General features: G+C 27.0%; 24 protein-coding genes. 9 read left to right on the top strand and 15 right to left on the bottom strand.

Going from position 1 to position 16,273, the window contains the following annotated elements:
• Positions 1–56 precede the first annotated feature (56 nt).
• From ACAN_RS10950 to ACAN_RS10975, 6 genes are all read left to right on the top strand, one after another.
• Positions 57–1,205, top strand: a complete 1,149-nt coding sequence (locus tag ACAN_RS10950; protein WP_099334340.1) for an Opr family porin — start codon at positions 57–59, stop codon at positions 1,203–1,205.
• 237 nt (positions 1,206–1,442) lie between these two features.
• On the top strand, positions 1,443–1,769 hold the full coding sequence (locus ACAN_RS10955) for a DUF2325 domain-containing protein (protein ID WP_079576956.1): 327 nt from the start codon (positions 1,443–1,445) through the stop codon (positions 1,767–1,769).
• Positions 1,769–2,539: a hypothetical protein gene (locus ACAN_RS10960; RefSeq protein ID WP_079576955.1), complete on the top strand. Its 771-nt coding sequence runs from the start codon at positions 1,769–1,771 to the stop codon at positions 2,537–2,539. Before ACAN_RS10955 ends, ACAN_RS10960 begins: the two co-directional genes overlap by 1 nt.
• A 20-nt stretch (positions 2,540–2,559) precedes the next feature.
• Entirely contained in the window at positions 2,560–3,057 is a 498-nt protein-coding gene (locus ACAN_RS10965; RefSeq protein ID WP_079576954.1) for a flavodoxin, read from the top strand.
• Between the two features lie 146 nt (positions 3,058–3,203).
• Complete coding sequence (locus tag ACAN_RS10970) at positions 3,204–3,713, top strand: flavodoxin (protein WP_099334339.1); 510 nt, start codon at positions 3,204–3,206, stop codon at positions 3,711–3,713.
• A gap of 101 nt (positions 3,714–3,814) precedes the next feature.
• Complete coding sequence (locus ACAN_RS10975) at positions 3,815–4,318, top strand: flavodoxin (protein ID WP_079576947.1); 504 nt, start codon at positions 3,815–3,817, stop codon at positions 4,316–4,318.
• 36 nt (positions 4,319–4,354) lie between these two features.
• On the opposite strand, the gene ACAN_RS10980 is transcribed toward ACAN_RS10975, so the two are convergent.
• From ACAN_RS10980 to ACAN_RS11020, 10 genes are all read right to left on the bottom strand, one after another.
• Positions 4,355–4,807, bottom strand: a complete 453-nt coding sequence (locus tag ACAN_RS10980; protein WP_079576946.1) for a Fur family transcriptional regulator — start codon at positions 4,805–4,807, stop codon at positions 4,355–4,357.
• An 84-nt stretch (positions 4,808–4,891) separates the two neighbouring features.
• The gene (locus ACAN_RS10985; RefSeq protein WP_079576945.1) at positions 4,892–5,101 is read right to left on the bottom strand and encodes a hypothetical protein; all 210 of its coding nucleotides are present in this window, start codon (positions 5,099–5,101) and stop codon (positions 4,892–4,894) included.
• A complete protein-coding gene (locus ACAN_RS14135) occupies positions 5,091–5,219 on the bottom strand; it encodes a hypothetical protein (RefSeq protein ID WP_265734225.1) in 129 nt (42 codons plus the stop codon). Before ACAN_RS14135 ends, ACAN_RS10985 begins: the two co-directional genes overlap by 11 nt.
• Positions 5,220–5,302: 83 nt before the next feature.
• The gene (locus ACAN_RS10990) at positions 5,303–7,417 is read right to left on the bottom strand and encodes a heavy metal translocating P-type ATPase (protein ID WP_079576944.1); all 2,115 of its coding nucleotides are present in this window, start codon (positions 7,415–7,417) and stop codon (positions 5,303–5,305) included.
• Positions 7,418–7,426: 9 nt separating this feature from the next.
• The gene (locus tag ACAN_RS10995; protein WP_228150631.1) at positions 7,427–7,780 is read right to left on the bottom strand and encodes a YtxH domain-containing protein; all 354 of its coding nucleotides are present in this window, start codon (positions 7,778–7,780) and stop codon (positions 7,427–7,429) included.
• On the bottom strand, positions 7,773–8,150 hold the full coding sequence (locus ACAN_RS11000) for a magnetosome protein MamC family protein (RefSeq protein ID WP_099334338.1): 378 nt from the start codon (positions 8,148–8,150) through the stop codon (positions 7,773–7,775). Before ACAN_RS11000 ends, ACAN_RS10995 begins: the two co-directional genes overlap by 8 nt.
• Positions 8,150–8,416 (bottom strand): hypothetical protein, encoded by a 267-nt coding sequence (locus ACAN_RS11005; RefSeq protein ID WP_099312627.1) that lies wholly within the window; start codon positions 8,414–8,416, stop codon positions 8,150–8,152. Before ACAN_RS11005 ends, ACAN_RS11000 begins: the two co-directional genes overlap by 1 nt.
• 3 nt (positions 8,417–8,419) lie before the next feature.
• Positions 8,420–9,091, bottom strand: coding sequence for a ferritin-like domain-containing protein (locus tag ACAN_RS11010; protein ID WP_099334337.1), 672 nt, complete (start codon positions 9,089–9,091; stop codon positions 8,420–8,422).
• Entirely contained in the window at positions 9,091–9,405 is a 315-nt protein-coding gene (locus tag ACAN_RS11015; RefSeq protein ID WP_099312623.1) for an HMA2 domain-containing protein, read from the bottom strand. The genes ACAN_RS11010 and ACAN_RS11015 overlap by 1 nt, the downstream gene beginning before the upstream one ends.
• Before the next feature lie 86 nt (positions 9,406–9,491).
• Complete coding sequence (locus ACAN_RS11020; protein WP_099334336.1) at positions 9,492–11,321, bottom strand: sensor domain-containing diguanylate cyclase; 1,830 nt, start codon at positions 11,319–11,321, stop codon at positions 9,492–9,494.
• A 181-nt stretch (positions 11,322–11,502) separates the two neighbouring features.
• On the opposite strand from ACAN_RS11020, the gene ACAN_RS11025 reads away from it, so the two are divergent.
• Together ACAN_RS11025 and feoB are read left to right on the top strand one after the other, a co-directional pair.
• Positions 11,503–11,742 (top strand): FeoA family protein, encoded by a 240-nt coding sequence (locus tag ACAN_RS11025; RefSeq protein ID WP_099334335.1) that lies wholly within the window; start codon positions 11,503–11,505, stop codon positions 11,740–11,742.
• Positions 11,720–13,828: a ferrous iron transport protein B gene (gene feoB, locus ACAN_RS11030; protein ID WP_099334334.1), complete on the top strand. Its 2,109-nt coding sequence runs from the start codon at positions 11,720–11,722 to the stop codon at positions 13,826–13,828. Before ACAN_RS11025 ends, feoB begins: the two co-directional genes overlap by 23 nt.
• 28 nt (positions 13,829–13,856) lie before the next feature.
• Here the strand turns inward: feoB and ACAN_RS11035 are convergent, their stop codons facing one another.
• Together ACAN_RS11035 and ACAN_RS14140 are read right to left on the bottom strand one after the other, a co-directional pair.
• Positions 13,857–14,303, bottom strand: a complete 447-nt coding sequence (locus ACAN_RS11035) for a Fur family transcriptional regulator (RefSeq protein ID WP_099334333.1) — start codon at positions 14,301–14,303, stop codon at positions 13,857–13,859.
• Positions 14,303–14,434, bottom strand: coding sequence for a hypothetical protein (locus ACAN_RS14140; protein ID WP_265734353.1), 132 nt, complete (start codon positions 14,432–14,434; stop codon positions 14,303–14,305). The genes ACAN_RS11035 and ACAN_RS14140 overlap by 1 nt, the downstream gene beginning before the upstream one ends.
• 137 nt (positions 14,435–14,571) lie before the next feature.
• Here ACAN_RS14140 and ACAN_RS11040 point away from each other — a divergent pair, with 137 nt between their 5' ends.
• Positions 14,572–14,988, top strand: a complete 417-nt coding sequence (locus ACAN_RS11040) for a hypothetical protein (RefSeq protein WP_099334332.1) — start codon at positions 14,572–14,574, stop codon at positions 14,986–14,988.
• Here ACAN_RS11040 and ACAN_RS11045 read toward each other — a convergent pair whose 3' ends face one another.
• Genes ACAN_RS11045 through ACAN_RS11055 form a run of 3 tightly spaced genes read right to left on the bottom strand, consistent with a single transcriptional unit; the run spans position 14,989 to position 16,270 of the window.
• On the bottom strand, positions 14,989–15,324 hold the full coding sequence (locus ACAN_RS11045; protein WP_099334331.1) for a hypothetical protein: 336 nt from the start codon (positions 15,322–15,324) through the stop codon (positions 14,989–14,991).
• Between the two features lie 3 nt (positions 15,325–15,327).
• A complete protein-coding gene (locus ACAN_RS11050; RefSeq protein ID WP_079576933.1) occupies positions 15,328–15,543 on the bottom strand; it encodes a hypothetical protein in 216 nt (71 codons plus the stop codon).
• The gene (locus ACAN_RS11055; RefSeq protein WP_099334330.1) at positions 15,533–16,270 is read right to left on the bottom strand and encodes an arginyltransferase; all 738 of its coding nucleotides are present in this window, start codon (positions 16,268–16,270) and stop codon (positions 15,533–15,535) included. The genes ACAN_RS11050 and ACAN_RS11055 overlap by 11 nt, the downstream gene beginning before the upstream one ends.
• Positions 16,271–16,273 lie beyond the last annotated feature (3 nt).

Raw genomic sequence — 16,273 nt, forward strand, 5'->3', positions numbered from 1 at the left:
GTAATATTTTAACGCGCGAATTAGTTCTTCTAATAACACACACATAAGGGAAAATAATGAAAAGACAATTAAGTTTAATTGCAAGTGTTGCAATTTTAAGTGCAAGTTCTGTTTATGCGGATTCAAACTCTATTGATGAAGCTTTTAAAAATGGGAAAATTAGTGGAGATGTATCAGTTCACTATGAAACATGGGATAGAAATGGTGGTGAAGAAGATAGTAGCTTTTCAACTCCATCTATTGGATTGAAGTTTGAAACTGACTCATTTAAAGGTTTTTCTGCTGCTGTAGGATTTAGAGGTAATACACAAACTTCTGAAAAAAACCATAACGATTATGAAGATACAATGGTAGAAGATGGTTCAGTAACAGAAGCATATATCCACTATGAAAATGATATCTTTGCTTTAAGAGCTGGTAGACAAGAGATTGATTTAGAGTGGTTAGGTGATTACAATGATGGTATTGTTGGTATCTTAAAAGCAATTCCATACACTACTTTAACAGCTGGATACACAAATAGACAAGCTGAAATTACTTTAGATACACATGATAAATTTTCTAGATTTAGAAAAGATGGAACAAACAAAGATAATCCTGCATTTGTAATAGATGCAAAAGTTGAACCTTTAAAAGGTTTAGTATTTAATCCATACTTTTATACAGCAGATGATATTGCTGATTATTATGGTTTAAAAGCTGATTATGATACTGATTTATTTGGTTTAACAGCACATTATGCAGCTTCAAATGAAGATAATCCAAAAGGTGCTGATAAAATGGAAGATGGTAGTATTTATAATTTAGAAGGAAGATTAAATATTGATTCTTTTGCTCTAAAAGCTGGATATATTAAAACAGATAGTGATGGAGCAATTGGTTCAATGGACTCATTAGGTGATAATATTGACCCAACAGAAGAGTTAGGTGATGCAGTTTATGGAACTGATGCAAAATCATACTACTTTGGTGTAGGTTATACATATAAAGCTTTAGAACTTTCTGCACTTTACACACATGCAGATCATGATGTAAACTCAAAAAGTGTAGATGATAAAGAGATTGCATTAGCAGCTGCTTATGCTTTCACAGAGCAACTTGGTGCTGAACTTATCTATTCTGATGCAAACATTGATAAAAACTCAGATTTAAATGATGGTGAAGATTACAATAAATTTGTTGCAAATATCACTTATAGTTTCTAATATTAACTAAAAATCCATATAACACTTATTTAGGGATTGAGATTTTCTCAGTCCCTTTTTTTATTTCAAATATTTTGATAATAACTATCAATATTAAACTAGCTTTAAGATTTTCTCTTGTATTATTTTAATAATGATTATCATTAAAGGAATGAGAAATGAAAACTACTTATGTTTTAAAAAACAAAGATGAGCTAATTAAACCTACTGGGTGTACTTGTTAAAAAGGGAGAACAAATGAGTGTATTAATTATAGGCGGAGATAAGATTTCACATATATCAAATATGTTAGAAGATTTAGGTGCAAAGTCAATCAAACACTGGGATGCAAGAAAAAAATCATCTGCTCCTAAGAAAAAAGTCCCTCTAGACACAGATTGTATCATAATGTTAACATCTTTTTTAAATCATAATACAATGCTTAAATATAAAAGTGAAGCAAAGAAAAAGAACATTCCTTTTATATGTGCAAAAAGAAGCGTAAATTGTGTATATGATGAGTATGTTAAGATTATGGGTATAAAAAATTGTGCTGAATGTTATGCAAATTGTGGATGCAAATAATGAGCAGTATTAATAAATTTAATTTTAATGAAACTTTTTTAGGTTTTATAGACAATTGCGAATTACTTCCAAAAGATTTTGATGAATTTACATCAACATTAAGACATAGACAGTTATTTCTAGCACTTTGCAATAATATGTTAGAAAGTTCATGTAAATTCTCAAAATATGAACAAAAAAGATTAAGACAATTTTCTTTAAAAGAGGCATTTCACCAAAAAATAGAATCTTTACTTCCAAATAAAATACCTTTTAATAAAAATAAAACGAAAAGTTTTAATTTTTGTAAAGATTCAACTAAAATCATAAACTCATATAAAAAGAGAAAATCAGCTTTAATTGTCACATCAAATAAAAAAATATTAGATGTAGCAAAATTGATATCTTTATGTTATGTAAATAACAAAATGCAGTTTATTTTAGATAAAAACTTACTTTTTCATGAATTTGTTTTGCATAAAATAAAAAAGTTACATAAAGACAAAACAGTAAAAGACCATGGAGACTCTATTTCAATTACAGGTAAAGATGTAAATGCACTAAAGATTTATACTTCATGGAAAAATATACAAAAAAATAAACCTGATATAAAAGATGAATTAGAATACGCAATAAGAAGTATAAAAAAAGAGAACTACTCTCAAGTTTATTTAGTATATCCAAAAGCAAATGACTTTAAGCGTCACATACCAGTTTATGTAGATGAGTTAAAAAATAAAGCGTATGTAATTAAAGCAATTCCATACTCGCTAAGATCAACAATTAGATAATTTAAGGAGAATAACAAAATATGGCAACAGCACTATTTTTTGCAAGTAGCACAGGAAATACAGAAGAAGTAGCACAAAAAATCGCTAATGAATTAGGAAATATTGAAGTGTTTAATATTTGTGATGAAGATATTCAAAAAATAAATAAGTTTGATAAGATTATTTTAGGTACATCTACATGGGGTGAGGGAGAGCTACAAGATGACTGGGATGAAATCTGGGAAGAGTTTTGTGAACTTGACTTAAGCGGTAAAACAGTAGCTTTATTTGGTCTTGGTGACCAAGATGGATATGGTGATGAGTTTTGTGATGCTTTAGGTATTATGTATGAACAAGTAAAAAAAGCAAATGCAAATGTTATTGGTTTTACATCAACTAAAGATTACGATTTTGAATACTCAAAAGCTCAAATTGATGATGAATTTGTAGGTTTAGTAATTGATGAAGATAATCAAGATGACCTAACAGATGAAAGAATCAAAACATGGATTGAAAAAATAAAAGCTGATATTTTATAATGTAGTCTTGAAGAAATCAAGACTACACTCTTTTTAAAAACCTAACTACACTATAAATTTATTTTAATTTAATCATTCATTTTATGCTATTTTTAAACTTATTATTCTAAGATATATTAATAGATTTTTAAAGCAAAGGAGTTACTATGACATGTGCAATATTCTATGCAAGTAAAAGTGGTCACGCAAAAGAGGTAGCAAATAAAATATCTTTTGCTTTAGATGAAATAAGAGTTTTTGATATAAGTCTTACAGGAAGTGAGTATATTTCTGATTATAAGCATATAATTTTTGGGGTATCAACTTGGGATCATGGTCAAATGCAAAAAGATTGGCAAAAGATATGGGATGATTTTAAGTACATAAACTTTAAAGGGAAAACTGTTGCAATTTTTGGTTTGGGTGATCAAAAAAAGTATCCTGATGAATTTGCTGATGCTATGAGATATGTTTATGATGATTTAAGTAAAAGTGGTGCAAATATTGTTGGCTTTACATCAACACAAGGATATGAATTCAATCAATCAAAAGCAGTAATTGATGATAAATTTGTGGGCTTAGTTATTGATGAACACAATCAAGCAGAACTAACAAATCAAAGAATAAAAAATTGGACAGAGCAGATAAGAGCAGATATGTTACATGCTACATCTTAATTTTTTATTAACAAAATTAACATTCATTTAAAATAAGACTATTTTTATCCTATTTTAATAAAATTATGATTATAATTTCAAAAATATTAAAAGGATATATTATGGCAACTGCAATATTTTATGCAAGTAGCACAGGAAATACAGAAGAAATTGCAAGTAAGATTATAGATAAATTGGGTTTAGAAAATTCATATAATATAACTGACAATCAAGAAGATGTTAAAGAAATTGCCAATTATGATAAAGTAATAATTGCTACTTCAACTTGGGGTGATGGTGATTTGCAAGATGATTGGGATGAAGCATGGGATGAATTTCAAAAAATCGATTTTTCAAATAAAACTGTAGCTTTAGTTGCATTAGGTGATCAAGAGGGTTATGATGATACTTTTGTAAATTCACTTGGAACAATGTATGAACAAGTTTCAAAACAAGGTGCAAATGTTATTGGATTTACATCAACAGATGGATATGAATTTGAAGAATCAACTGCTGTACAAGATGATAAATTTGTAGGTTTAGTTATTGATGAAGATAACCAAGATGATTTAACTGATGAAAGAATTGATAATTGGAGCGAACAAATTAAAGCAGATATACTTTAATTATTAAGGAGTTTTTATTCTCCTTAATAGTTCAAATTATTTCTCTTCTTGACAATCTTTACAAGTTCCATATAGTTGCATTGAGTGACTTGTAATTTTAAACTTATTTTTCTTTGCAATTCTATCTTGTCTTTTTTCTATTTCATCATCTAAAAATTCTACAATTTTACCACAAGAAGTACAAATCAAATGATCATGGTGAGATTTTGCATTACTTTCGTATTTTTTACCCTCTGTTCCAAAAGCAATAGATGTTATTAGATTTACTTCTTCTAAAAATCCTAAAGCTCTATATACTGTAGCAATACCAATATTTGAATCTGAATATTTAGTTTTAATTTGATTATAAACATCTTCAGCACTTAAATGGTCTTCTGCATTAATAAGAATATCTAAAACAATCTCTCTTTGTTCTGTATATTTCAAGCCTTTTTGTTTTACTATTCTTTTAAGCTCTTCTATTACTTCTTCATTATTATTGTTTGTCATTAAAATACGCCCTTAAAATTTTATAAATAATTATAGTATATCTAAAGTTAACAAAAATTTCAACTTAAGTTTTATAAGAAAATTTTATTTTTCTTTCAGCTTTTTCTTTTTCTTATCGGGCTGATAAAGTAAATGGTGCCATAAAGCAAATCCACAAAAGGCCGCTCCTGCAACAATATGGGTCTTTTTTGCAACTTTATTTTTCATAAACATAGAAGTTACAACCGTTGCCCCAAGAGTCGCAGTCATTCCTATTTTAGCAACTTCTTTTTTTACTTCTTGATCAAATTCCATTTCCTTTTTTCCTTCTTTGTCGTCTTTGTCTTCTTTGGATTGTATTTTTTGTTCCTTTTAAAGTCTCGTATGTTAATGCTACTGTTAAAGCAGTAGCCAAAGGTAAAATGAAAGGCATAATTTCTCCTTATGATAATAATTATCACTATTTTACCTATTTTCTCTTTAAATAAAACTGATATTAATTATCATAATAGATATTTACCTTTTTACTTTTACCCCTCGTATTGAATTTAAAAGTAATCCTATTGTAGTACCATTATGTAGTACTGCTGTAACTATAGGAGAAAATGCTCCAATAGTTGCTCCTGCTAAAATTCCTGAGTTTATTCCAACTGTAGCTTTAAAATTGGTATTAATTAAACTCATAGTTTTATTTGCTAACTCTTTTGCTTCAACTACTGCATCAATATCATCTTTTAATAAGCTAACATCAGCAGTCGCTTTTGCAATATCTGCACCTTTACTCATAGAAATACCTACATTTGCAGAGATTAATGCAGGTGCATCATTTATACCATCACCTACAAAAGCAACATTTCTTCCTTGCTCTTTCATCTTTTTAACAATTGAAGCTTTATCAGTTGGTAAAAGTTCTGAATAAACCTCATCAATGCCTAATTCTTTTGCAACTTGTTGTGCTTTTTTATCAACATCACCTGTTAACATTACCATATGCTTTACACCCAATTTTCTCAACTTTTCAATTGATTGTTTTGAGTTATCTCTTATTTTATCACTTAAAGCAATTGTTCCTAAAAGTTTATTATCAAAACCAACATAAAGTAAAGTTTTTCCTTCATCTAAACTTTTATTTATTCTATCTTGATATTTAGAAAAATCAATTTTCTCATCATCTTCTAAAAAATGTCTACTACCAATAACAACATTTTTCTCATCAACTTCTGTTTTTACTCCATGGGCAACTATAAACTCAACCTCCTCATGGTGCATATGAACAAAACCTCTTTGTTTAGCTGCTTTTACAACTGCTTCTGCAACTGGATGAAAATAGTGTTCTTCTGTACTTGCAGTAAGATTAAGTAACTCTTCTTCTGTCCACTCTTCATCATAAGGATCAACTTCAATTACTTCTAAATCACCTTGAGTTAAAGTTCCTGTTTTATCAAAAATAAAAGTATCAACATTTGATAAGGCTTCAATAGATTTAGCACCTTTAATCATTATTCCCTCATGACCAGCTTTTGAAATAGTTGATTTAAAAGCAACTGGAGTAGCAAGTTTTAAAGCACAAGAGTAATCAGCTTGTAAAATTGAAGCTACTCTTTCAAAATCTTTAGTAACAACATATGATAAACCAGCTAATCCTAAAGTAACAGGAACTAATTTATCTGCTAATCTTGTAGCTTTTAGTTGAATTGATGACTTTTCATTTAGTGAACTTTCAATATAGTGTTTTATTCTTTGTGTTGCTGTATTAGCTCCAACATGCTCAGCCCATATTTTAAGTCTACCCTCTTCTAAAACTGTTCCAGAGATAACTCTATCACCTCTTGCTTTTTTCACAGGCTCAGCTTCACCTGTCATGGAAACTTGGTTTACACTTGCATCACCATTAACTATATGTCCATCAACAGGTACAGTACTTCCTGCTGAAACAATAACTATATCGCCAATTTGTATATCTTCTGTTTTAACTAATACTTCAACCTTTTTACCATCTTTAACTTTTTCAATCCAAGCCTCTTTTACATTTGGCTTTGCAAGCTCTTTTAATAAATCATCACTTTTATGAACTGTTGTTTCTTCTATATATTCACCAAGCTCTAACATTGCATTTGTTGAATTAGCAGCTAAGTAATCTCTTCTAAATACAGAAATACCAACAGCAGCACTTTCTAATACTTTTGAAGTCAATCCAAGTTCAAAAAACTCTTTTGTTCCCTCAATAAGCATAGGTGTAGCAGCAGCAGTAGTAACAGTTGCTTTAGTAAAATTGCTTTTAATAAATCTTTCTGCAACTAAGGCAGAACTAGCTCTTAATACACCATTTAAGCTTGGTTTTTCATCACTAATACAATTTACACAAACTGCATTGTTTTCACAATTAGTTGATAGTAAATCATCCAGTGTAAGTTCTTGCAGTGTTTTTTCTATAACATTAGCAACACTTTTACTTATACTAAAAATTACACTTGTAGCCTTTTTGTTTACACGAACACTTTCAACTCCATCAATATTTTTTAAATATGAAGTTAAAATATTTTCATCAATATAATCTTCTTTTAATAAAGAGTATTTATATCTTAATCTAGTTGGTGTTTCATGTACTTTTACAAAACTATTATTACTCATATATTATCTTTATTCTTGATTTGTTTCCATAGCAGCTTTAGCATCTTCCATTCTCTCTTTCATCTCTTCCATTCCAGCTTGAAAAAGTTCACTTCCTTTTGATACTGCTTTCATTATATTTTCTTGTGCACCTTTATTTGTTAGAAGATAAGTTACAGCTGCCCCAATTAATGCACCTTTTACAAAATCACCGCTATTAAATCCTGTATTAATTCCTTGGTTTTGTACTGGAATATTAGGATTTACATTTTGATTTATGTATGGGTTTTGATTTAGGTTTACACCTTGTTGGTTTGTTCTACTATTTTCAATATTCATATCATACATATTTTGATTGTTCATTTGATTATTCATATTATTCATTGATTCCCTCTTCTAAAAAATTTTCATCACAACAACTATCTTCTAGTTGTTCATATTTGCTATTTAATTTATCATCGATAACCTCAACAGCATAAATTCCAGCCATACCAACACTTAAAGCTGTTAATGCTTTTAAAAATCCACCTTGTTGACCAATATGATTTGCAGTTGCTATTGCAGTTCCTGTTGCTATTGCACCTTGTGCTGTCTTTTTTACAGTATCTTGAATAGCTTCATTTGAAGATAATTTCTTCTCTTTTGCTTTTTTATAGTTAATAGTTCCAGATACAACTGCACTTGCAACTGCACCACTTACAATATGACCCATAATATTTCTTGGTTCACCTGTATTAATTAAGCCATTTTGCATTATTCATTTTCCTTTTTTTCTATTTTTTCAACTTGAGCTTCTTCTAACTTCTTTGCTTCTTTTTTCTCTTTAATACACTCTTTAGTAGCCTCAATTGTACTTTTTACTTCATCTGCTGTTTCTTTACCTTGTTCAATTGTTGAATTTGTAAACTCTTTAGATTTTCCAAGTAACTCTTTTGTTTTAGTTTTTAACTTATCACTATTTTTATAAGCAAAAACTGCCCCTGCTCCAATTGCTAATCCAGCTATAAATGGTAATGCCATAATTTACTCCTTGTTTTCTTGATAATTATTTATAAATGCAACTAATGCTGCTCCTAAACCTGCTCCACTTACCATTGAAATATTTAATTTAGAAAATAATTCAGTTAGTCTGTTTTGATCCATATTACCAGAAGCTATATCTTCTAAAAGCATTTGATATTCACTTGCTTTTGACATCATATCTTCCACACTATTTAAACTACTACCTTGGTTTATGCCATTGTAGTGATTTAAAACACATTTTCTAAATGCAGGAAGATGATTGTTGTATGATGCTGCTTGTAGTTTATAAAGTGTATCTTTTATATCACTTTGTGTTGTATGTAAAATCAAATGGTCATACATTGCAACATTATTTATTTCACTTGCAACTCCCAACTCACAACACTCAATATAAGTTTTTGGAACTTGTACTTTTAATGCCCAATCATTAACTGGAACTTCTACATTATATTTTTGTAAAAGAGGCATCAATGCGCTATAGTGAACTGCTTCTGCTTCTTTTATATTTACAAAAGGATGTATTGCACCAAATTTTTCAATAATTTTACTATATGTTTCATATGCTTTAAACTCATCATATACAGCAATTCTTAAAACTTGTGCTTCAATAGTTTGTTCACTATTTACATCAACTTTTTGGGATATTAAAATATCCTCATCATAATTTACCACTACATCACCTCCTTTGCAAGATTGTTTATTATTTTTGTAATTTCATCTAAATTTCTTTTATTTATCAAGTCTTCCCAAACCTCAGGTTTAAAAATATTTGCATCATATGTAATTGTAACAGAAGCAATAACTTTATTTACTTTTATATTTTTAATTCCTTTGATTTTATTTGGAATTTGCTCAATATCTTCTATTGATATATTACTATTTTCATTTTTGATTTTTGGGTTTACTCTTACTCTTAATCTTCCAGGAGAGTGAGCAACAATAGTAAAATAACTTGCTATTTTTATAATATCTTCAGTTTTTATCAAAATCATCCTTTAATATTGTAGTTTTGCCAAATTAAATTTAAGCTTACCTTAATGTAAATCAGCACTCATTATCAAAATGATAATGGCTATTTAAAACAAACTCTATTTCTTCCGCTATTTTTTGCTTCATATAGTGCTTTATCTGCTCTTTTATAAACATCTTGATAACTTTCACCTTTTATGCAAAAAGTAGTTCCAAGACTAATAGTAAGGTCAACAAAAGCATCATCATAAATAAATCTTTTATTTTCCACCTCTTTTTTTAATCTATTTGCAATACTTATTATATTATTACTACTATTATCATTTATTAAAACAATAAACTCTTCTCCCCCAAATCTTCCTAAAATATCATTTTTTGGCAATATATTTCGTATTAGACTTGCTAAATCTTTTAAAACACAATCTCCAACAAAATGTCCATAAGTATCATTTATATTTTTAAAATAATCTATATCAAATATAATCAAACAAAAACTTCTAATCTCCAACCAACAATTTAGCATTGTTGTAATTGTACTCTTGTTATAAACTTGAGTTAATTCATCCACTGAAGCTTTTTGTTCTAAATGACAAATCTTTTCATTATACTTTGAAACATCATCCATACATATAAGATATTTTTGCATATCAAGTTTTTGAACATCAAAAGTAAAATACTTTAGTTCATCTTCTATTTTTAGTTTTGCAGGTTTTTCATAAGAATCATACTTTTTTGCAATTTTTACTAAATTGTCTTGTGTCTTATTATCTAATAATGCAATATTTGTTAAGAATTTATCTTTTGATTTAAATATATCTACAAACTTTTTATTTGTAGTATGAATATCTTTTCCATCAGTAATTAATATAATATTCTTTTGTGTATCTAAAACTGATTGTAAAAAATCTCTTTGTTTTTTTAAATTTTCATGTTGCTTTAGATTTATTGAATATAGCATTTGGTTTATCTTTTTTGATAAATATGTTATTTCATCATTATAATCAAGCTCTATTTTCAAATCTAAACTACTAGATTTAGAGATATTTTTTATAATATTTGTAATATTTTTTATTCTTTTTGCAAAAAGTTTATCAATAAAAAAATATATTACAATAATAAGAATTATAAAAGTTATTATAAAAATATAAAATATGCTTTTATTGTTTTTATTGATTTGGACAAAAAAGTCTCTATTCATCTTCATTCTAATATAAAAATTGCTATTATCAAATTGGTCAGTTAACTCTAAATAACTAAATAAACTATATTCATCAACTCTACTAATATCATAATAGATTAAATTTGAATCAAAATTTAATTGTTTTTTCTTAATTAAAGTATGAGAAGGAAGAAAAGATATGTATTGATGAGTTATCTTACTAAGTTCTGATAAAAACAAAGAATCCAAGCTTCTTCCAATAAAAACATATCCTATAAATTTATTATTTTTAAATACTTTTTCAATGGTAAATAGTATTTTTTCATAATCTAAAGTGATAAAATTTATTCTATTTTTATCTAAATATATATCAATCTCTTTTGTTTTAAAAAAAGTTTTTATTGCATTTGGAGTAGATACAAACTCGTCTGAATTTATGTCATATACATTTCCATAAATAAAATTTTTGTTTTTATCAAATAGAAAAAAATGAGTATATTTATCTTTGATAAAGTTTGTTTTTTTTGTATTATTCTTTTTTTCTTCAACTATTTTTAAAATATTATCGTTTATAGAGTGTTCATAAGCTATATTTTGTAAAAAGAAAGATTTTGTTTTAAGTGCTTCAAAAAAAGTTTCTATACTCTTTTTTATTTGTTGATTTTCAAACTCTATTGTGCTATTTTCACTCTGCTTTAATATACTAAAAATACATATAGTTAAAAATAGACATATAAGTGCAAAAAATACAGATATTTTTGTAGTAATATTCATATTTGACTCTTTTTATAAAATTTTTGAAGTATATAATGTTTTAGTTTAAAACTTAATGATAACAATTATCATTATATTAATAATTTCTCATCTAAAATTTGAAAATTATTATCATTATTAAGTAATATTAAATTTTAAGTTTATTATAATTTTACCTCACATTAATATATAAGGATATTTTATGAAATTAAGTGAATTAAGCAAAGGTGATATAGCAACAATCAAAAACATAAATTGTGATACTACTTTAAAAAATAGATTTTACTCTTTTGGAATAATAAAAGGTTCAAAGATAACTATTGAAGAAGTAACTATGGCAAAAAGTACTATTGAAATAAAAATAAATAATAGTAAAGTTGCAATAAGATTAATAGAAGCAGCAAAAATCGAGGTTGAAAATGAACACAAACAAAATAATTAAAGTTGCACTGGTTGGTCAACCAAATGTTGGTAAGAGTATGCTTATCAACTCAATTTCAAATGCAAGATTAAAAGTTGGTAATTTTTCAGGAGTAACAGTTGCAAAAGAGCAAGTAATTTTAAAATATAAAGATTATACTATTGAAATAGTTGACTTGCCAGGTTCTTACTCTTTAAATGAATATACTCAAGAAGAAAAAGTTACAAAAGATTTTTTATATAATAGTGAGTATGATATTATATTAAATGTAACTGATTCTACAAATTTAGAAAGAAACTTATACTTAACATCAGAACTATTAGCATTAGATAAAAAAATGATAATTGCTTTAAATATGAATGACGAAGCAATAAAAGAAGATATATTTATTGATGAGGTACAACTAAGTAAAATACTTGGTAAACCTTGTATAAAAACAAGTGCTACAACAAAACAAGGTATTGATAAACTAATCAAAGAGATAGTAAAAAAATACGAAAGCGAAAAACTAGATACAAAATTAATATTCTCAAATGTTATTGAAGAAGAGATTGCAAATATTATTAACTTTTTCAATGAAAGTGGATTTAAATGCAAAAATAGTTTTAGACAAGTAGCTATAAAACTTCTAAAAGAAGATAAAGATACTTATAAATTTTTTCATGATGAACCAATATGGACAAAACTGCAACCTATTTTAAATAGTGCATTTGAACATATCTCTCTTCATTATGATACAAAAAATGTAGAAGATATTTTTAATGAAGAGAAATTCTCTTTTGCAAAGGGTGCTGTTACTGAAACAGTTAAAGTAAAAACCCATGTGGAAAAAACATTGACGGAAAAGATCGATTCTGTTTTAATCCATAAAGTATTTGGTTTACCTATTTTCTTATTTTTAATGTGGGGATTATTTCAATTGACTTTTGAAGTAGGAAATATTCCTATGGATATCATAGATGCATTTTTTGCAAATCTAATTGACAATACAAAAGAAGTTTTAGGAGATAATCAATTATCCTCAATAATTGCAGATGGTGCAATTGCAGGTGTTGGTGCTGTTGTTTTATTTATTCCAAATATTGTAATACTATTTTTTGGTATTGCTTTACTTGAAACAACTGGATATATGAGTAGAGTTGCTTTCTTACTTGATGGTTTTTTCCATAAATTTGGACTTCATGGAAAATCATTTATTCCTTTAGTAACTGGTTTTGGTTGTTCAGTTCCAGCTTATATGGCAGCAAGAACCCTTAAAAATGAAAGAGATAGACTACTTACACTATTTATTATAGGTTTTATGTCTTGCGGGGCAAGACTTCCTATTTATGTACTTTTTACAGGTGCTTTTTTTAGTGAAAATAATGCTGGTAATGTTCTATTTCTAATCTATATTGGTGGGGCAATATTAGGATTAATTGCAGCAAAAGTTTTAAAAATATTAGTATTTAAAAGTGAAGATGAACCTTTTGTAATGGAAATGCCAAAATACAGATTACCATCATTTAAACTAATTTGGCACACAGTTTCAAATCAAGCTATGATGTATCTTAAAAAAGCAGGTACATTTATTCTTGCAGCATCACTTTTAATTTGGGTTGCTAGTAATTATCCAAAACATTTAGATGTAGAAGAGACTTACAATCAAAAAATTGAATTAGCTTTAAGTGATGAAGAAAAATTAGCTTTAGAGAATGAACTTGCTTTATATAATCTTGAGAACTCTTATTTAGGTTATGTAGGGAAATTTTCAGAACCATTATTTGCTCCTTTAGGATTTGATTGGAAGATGTCAGTAGCACTTGAAACTGGACTTGCAGCAAAAGAGATTGTAGTTTCAACTTTAGGTATTTTATATGGTTTAGGTGAAGAAAATGATGAAAATTCAAAAGGCTTAGTTGAAAAAATAAGAACAAATATTCCATTTGCATCTGGTATTGCATTTATTGTATTTGTAATGATTTATTTACCTTGTCTTGCTGCAACAATGGTTTTTGCAAGAGAAGCTGGTGGATGGAAATATTTAGGATATTTATTTGTATTTACAACAGGTACTGCTTGGGTATTATCATTTATTACTTACAATGTTGTATCACTATTAACTTAAGTAAAAGCATAAGAGAAATCTTATGCTTTTATTGACACTTCTCACATACTCCATAAATTGTCATAATATGATCACTTAAAAGAAAGTTGTTATCTTTTGCAACTTTGATTTGTTGTTTTTCTATTACCTCATCATTAAATTCTAAAATCTTATTACATGAAGTACAAATCATGTGATCATGATGTAAAGATAGATTTAACTCATACCTTTTAGCTCCATCACCAATATCCAATGAGTTAACTATATTTAGTTCTTCAAAAAACTTAACAGTTCTATAAACTGTAGCTATTCCCATATCTACTTTATATTCATTTTTTGCAATATTTGCAATTTGTTCTGCACTTAAATGTTCATCATTAAAATACAAAATTTTTAGAATATAATCTTTTTGTATTGAGTTTTTAAATCCCAGTTTTGATACTGTATTTTTAAAGTTTTCTAAAAAAGATTCAAAACTTTCTTCATATTTTTGCACTAGATTATTCCTTTTATAACTATTATTCCTATACTAATTATCAAAGCAGCTGTATATGGTATCCAAAGATTTCTATGTATTTTTAAATTTCTTTTATATAAAAATCCCTCTTTGGGGTAGTTCTTTTTCATAATATTCCTTAATAATTAGTATCAATATTATAATATTACATAATCTATACTTAATGAATTATTAATGATAATAATTATCGTTTTAATATATAATTAAGTTTACTTAATATAATATTTCTTTAATATAAGGAGCGAAGATGTTTAATATTAGTTTAGCCCTAGTAGGTCAAGTAGCTAGAACAGCAGCATTTGGGGCGATTGCAACTAAAGTAGTTGATACATTTATTCTTTCAAAAGTAAATAATAAGATTGATCAAAAAAGATGGATAAGACAAGCAAAGCTTGAAGCATTTGCAAAACTATCGCAAGAGATATTATCTATTGATTTAAAAAATCTAAAAGATGAAAATATTAGAAATATAAAAGAGTATAGCGCAAAAACAATTCTTCTATTAGAAGATAGAATTCTAATAAAAAGAATTGAAGATTATTTAAATAACTTAATAAACTTAGATAAAACTACCCATGATACTAGTAAAAACATGGTATGTATAGTAGACAAAAAAGGAATAGATTTAGTTATGTGTTTAAATAAAAATTTGAAAAAAGTATAATTACTTTATTTCAAATTTTGTTTCATAAGTTTTATCTTGATCTTTTACTTTAAAAGTCCAAATACCCTTTTTCCTTCCATCAACATATCTAAAATCATAAATAGATCCATGCCCAGCAGGTATAGTCATCTCTCGACTTCTTGATATCTCTTCATCAGGATCAATCCAAATAAAAGTAACATTTTTATCATATTCAACTCTTTCTTGAATATATTTACAAATTATTGAATTTTCATCCTTTAAAATAACACAATCTACATTTTCTATCTCTTCTTGTTCACTAGCAATTGCAAATGAAAAAAGAGATATAAATAATACAACAATAAACTTTTTCATGATCTATTCCTTTTCTTCTTGTACATCCATATACTTAAATAGTAAGTATTTAATTGGTGCATAAAATGTTGTCATTGACACTATGGCTATAATTAATTGAACTATTTTAAATAAAGAGTTAGACTCTTCAAAAAACAATAAACTTATATAATGACTAGCTAAAAGTGAAATTACTGCTGTAATAGTAATAGCTATTAATGCAACTATATTATAACTCATATTTTTCCCAAATTGCATCTTCTTTTAAAGAAGCTCTATTTTTTAATATTTCAAAGGGCATATAATTGACTTTATACCCCATTGAGAAATGATCTTTTATCCAATAGCCTAAATAAATATAAGGTATTTCTAACTCTTTTGCTATTTTTATTTGTGCTAAAATAGAAAATTTACCTAAAGACAACTCTGCATATTCATGATCATAAAAACAATAAATCGAAGAAATAGACTCAGGTAAAATATCAACTAATGCAACTGCGACTAGTTGTTCACCTTTAAAATATAAAAACTCTTTTGTAAACTTATCTTTTCCCTCAACATAAGATCTTGAATAATCATCAGGACTTATTGGATAATAAGGCCATTGTTTCTTATCATGCATAAATTTATGATATTTATCATAAAGCTTCAAATGATCTAAACTTATACTTGGTGTTTGTATATAAAGCTTTGTATCTTTATTTTTATTTATTACTCTTTTTTCAGATTTAGAAAATTTATAATTTTTAACATCTATTCTCATACTTATACACTTTGTACAAGTTTTGCACTCTGGAACAAAGTGCATTTTCCCAAATCTTCTCCAACCATGCTCTAACATATTTTGATAATCTTCAATACTACAATGATTTATATACCTATATCTCATATCAGATATCTCATTATTAAAATAAGAGCATTCCCTATTCTCTTCTACAAACTCTAAGTCTTCATTTATAATTTGCATTAA

It is taken from the genome of Malaciobacter canalis, from assembly GCF_008000835.1.
Lineage (GTDB): Bacteria > Campylobacterota > Campylobacteria > Campylobacterales > Arcobacteraceae > Malaciobacter > Malaciobacter canalis.

Coding starts and splice junctions, on each gene's coding strand:
- ACAN_RS10960 (WP_079576955.1), top strand. CDS start 1,769: ATGAGCAGTATTAATAAATTTAATTTTAATGAAACTTTTTTAGGTTTT.
- ACAN_RS10955 (WP_079576956.1), top strand. CDS start 1,443: ATGAGTGTATTAATTATAGGCGGAGATAAGATTTCACATATATCAAAT.
- ACAN_RS11050 (WP_079576933.1), bottom strand. CDS start 15,543: ATGAGTTATAATATAGTTGCATTAATAGCTATTACTATTACAGCAGTA.
- ACAN_RS11045 (WP_099334331.1), bottom strand. CDS start 15,324: ATGAAAAAGTTTATTGTTGTATTATTTATATCTCTTTTTTCATTTGCA.
- ACAN_RS11040 (WP_099334332.1), top strand. CDS start 14,572: ATGTTTAATATTAGTTTAGCCCTAGTAGGTCAAGTAGCTAGAACAGCA.
- ACAN_RS10980 (WP_079576946.1), bottom strand. CDS start 4,807: ATGACAAACAATAATAATGAAGAAGTAATAGAAGAGCTTAAAAGAATA.
- ACAN_RS10975 (WP_079576947.1), top strand. CDS start 3,815: ATGGCAACTGCAATATTTTATGCAAGTAGCACAGGAAATACAGAAGAA.
- feoB (WP_099334334.1), top strand. CDS start 11,720: ATGAACACAAACAAAATAATTAAAGTTGCACTGGTTGGTCAACCAAAT.
- ACAN_RS10965 (WP_079576954.1), top strand. CDS start 2,560: ATGGCAACAGCACTATTTTTTGCAAGTAGCACAGGAAATACAGAAGAA.
- ACAN_RS11025 (WP_099334335.1), top strand. CDS start 11,503: ATGAAATTAAGTGAATTAAGCAAAGGTGATATAGCAACAATCAAAAAC.
- ACAN_RS10995 (WP_228150631.1), bottom strand. CDS start 7,780: ATGAATAATATGAATAATCAAATGAACAATCAAAATATGTATGATATG.
- ACAN_RS14140 (WP_265734353.1), bottom strand. CDS start 14,434: ATGAAAAAGAACTACCCCAAAGAGGGATTTTTATATAAAAGAAATTTA.
- ACAN_RS11055 (WP_099334330.1), bottom strand. CDS start 16,270: ATGCAAATTATAAATGAAGACTTAGAGTTTGTAGAAGAGAATAGGGAA.
- ACAN_RS11000 (WP_099334338.1), bottom strand. CDS start 8,150: ATGCAAAATGGCTTAATTAATACAGGTGAACCAAGAAATATTATGGGT.
- ACAN_RS10990 (WP_079576944.1), bottom strand. CDS start 7,417: ATGAGTAATAATAGTTTTGTAAAAGTACATGAAACACCAACTAGATTA.
- ACAN_RS10970 (WP_099334339.1), top strand. CDS start 3,204: ATGACATGTGCAATATTCTATGCAAGTAAAAGTGGTCACGCAAAAGAG.
- ACAN_RS11020 (WP_099334336.1), bottom strand. CDS start 11,321: ATGAATATTACTACAAAAATATCTGTATTTTTTGCACTTATATGTCTA.
- ACAN_RS10950 (WP_099334340.1), top strand. CDS start 57: ATGAAAAGACAATTAAGTTTAATTGCAAGTGTTGCAATTTTAAGTGCA.
- ACAN_RS14135 (WP_265734225.1), bottom strand. CDS start 5,219: ATGCCTTTCATTTTACCTTTGGCTACTGCTTTAACAGTAGCATTAACA.
- ACAN_RS10985 (WP_079576945.1), bottom strand. CDS start 5,101: ATGGAATTTGATCAAGAAGTAAAAAAAGAAGTTGCTAAAATAGGAATG.
- ACAN_RS11005 (WP_099312627.1), bottom strand. CDS start 8,416: ATGGCATTACCATTTATAGCTGGATTAGCAATTGGAGCAGGGGCAGTT.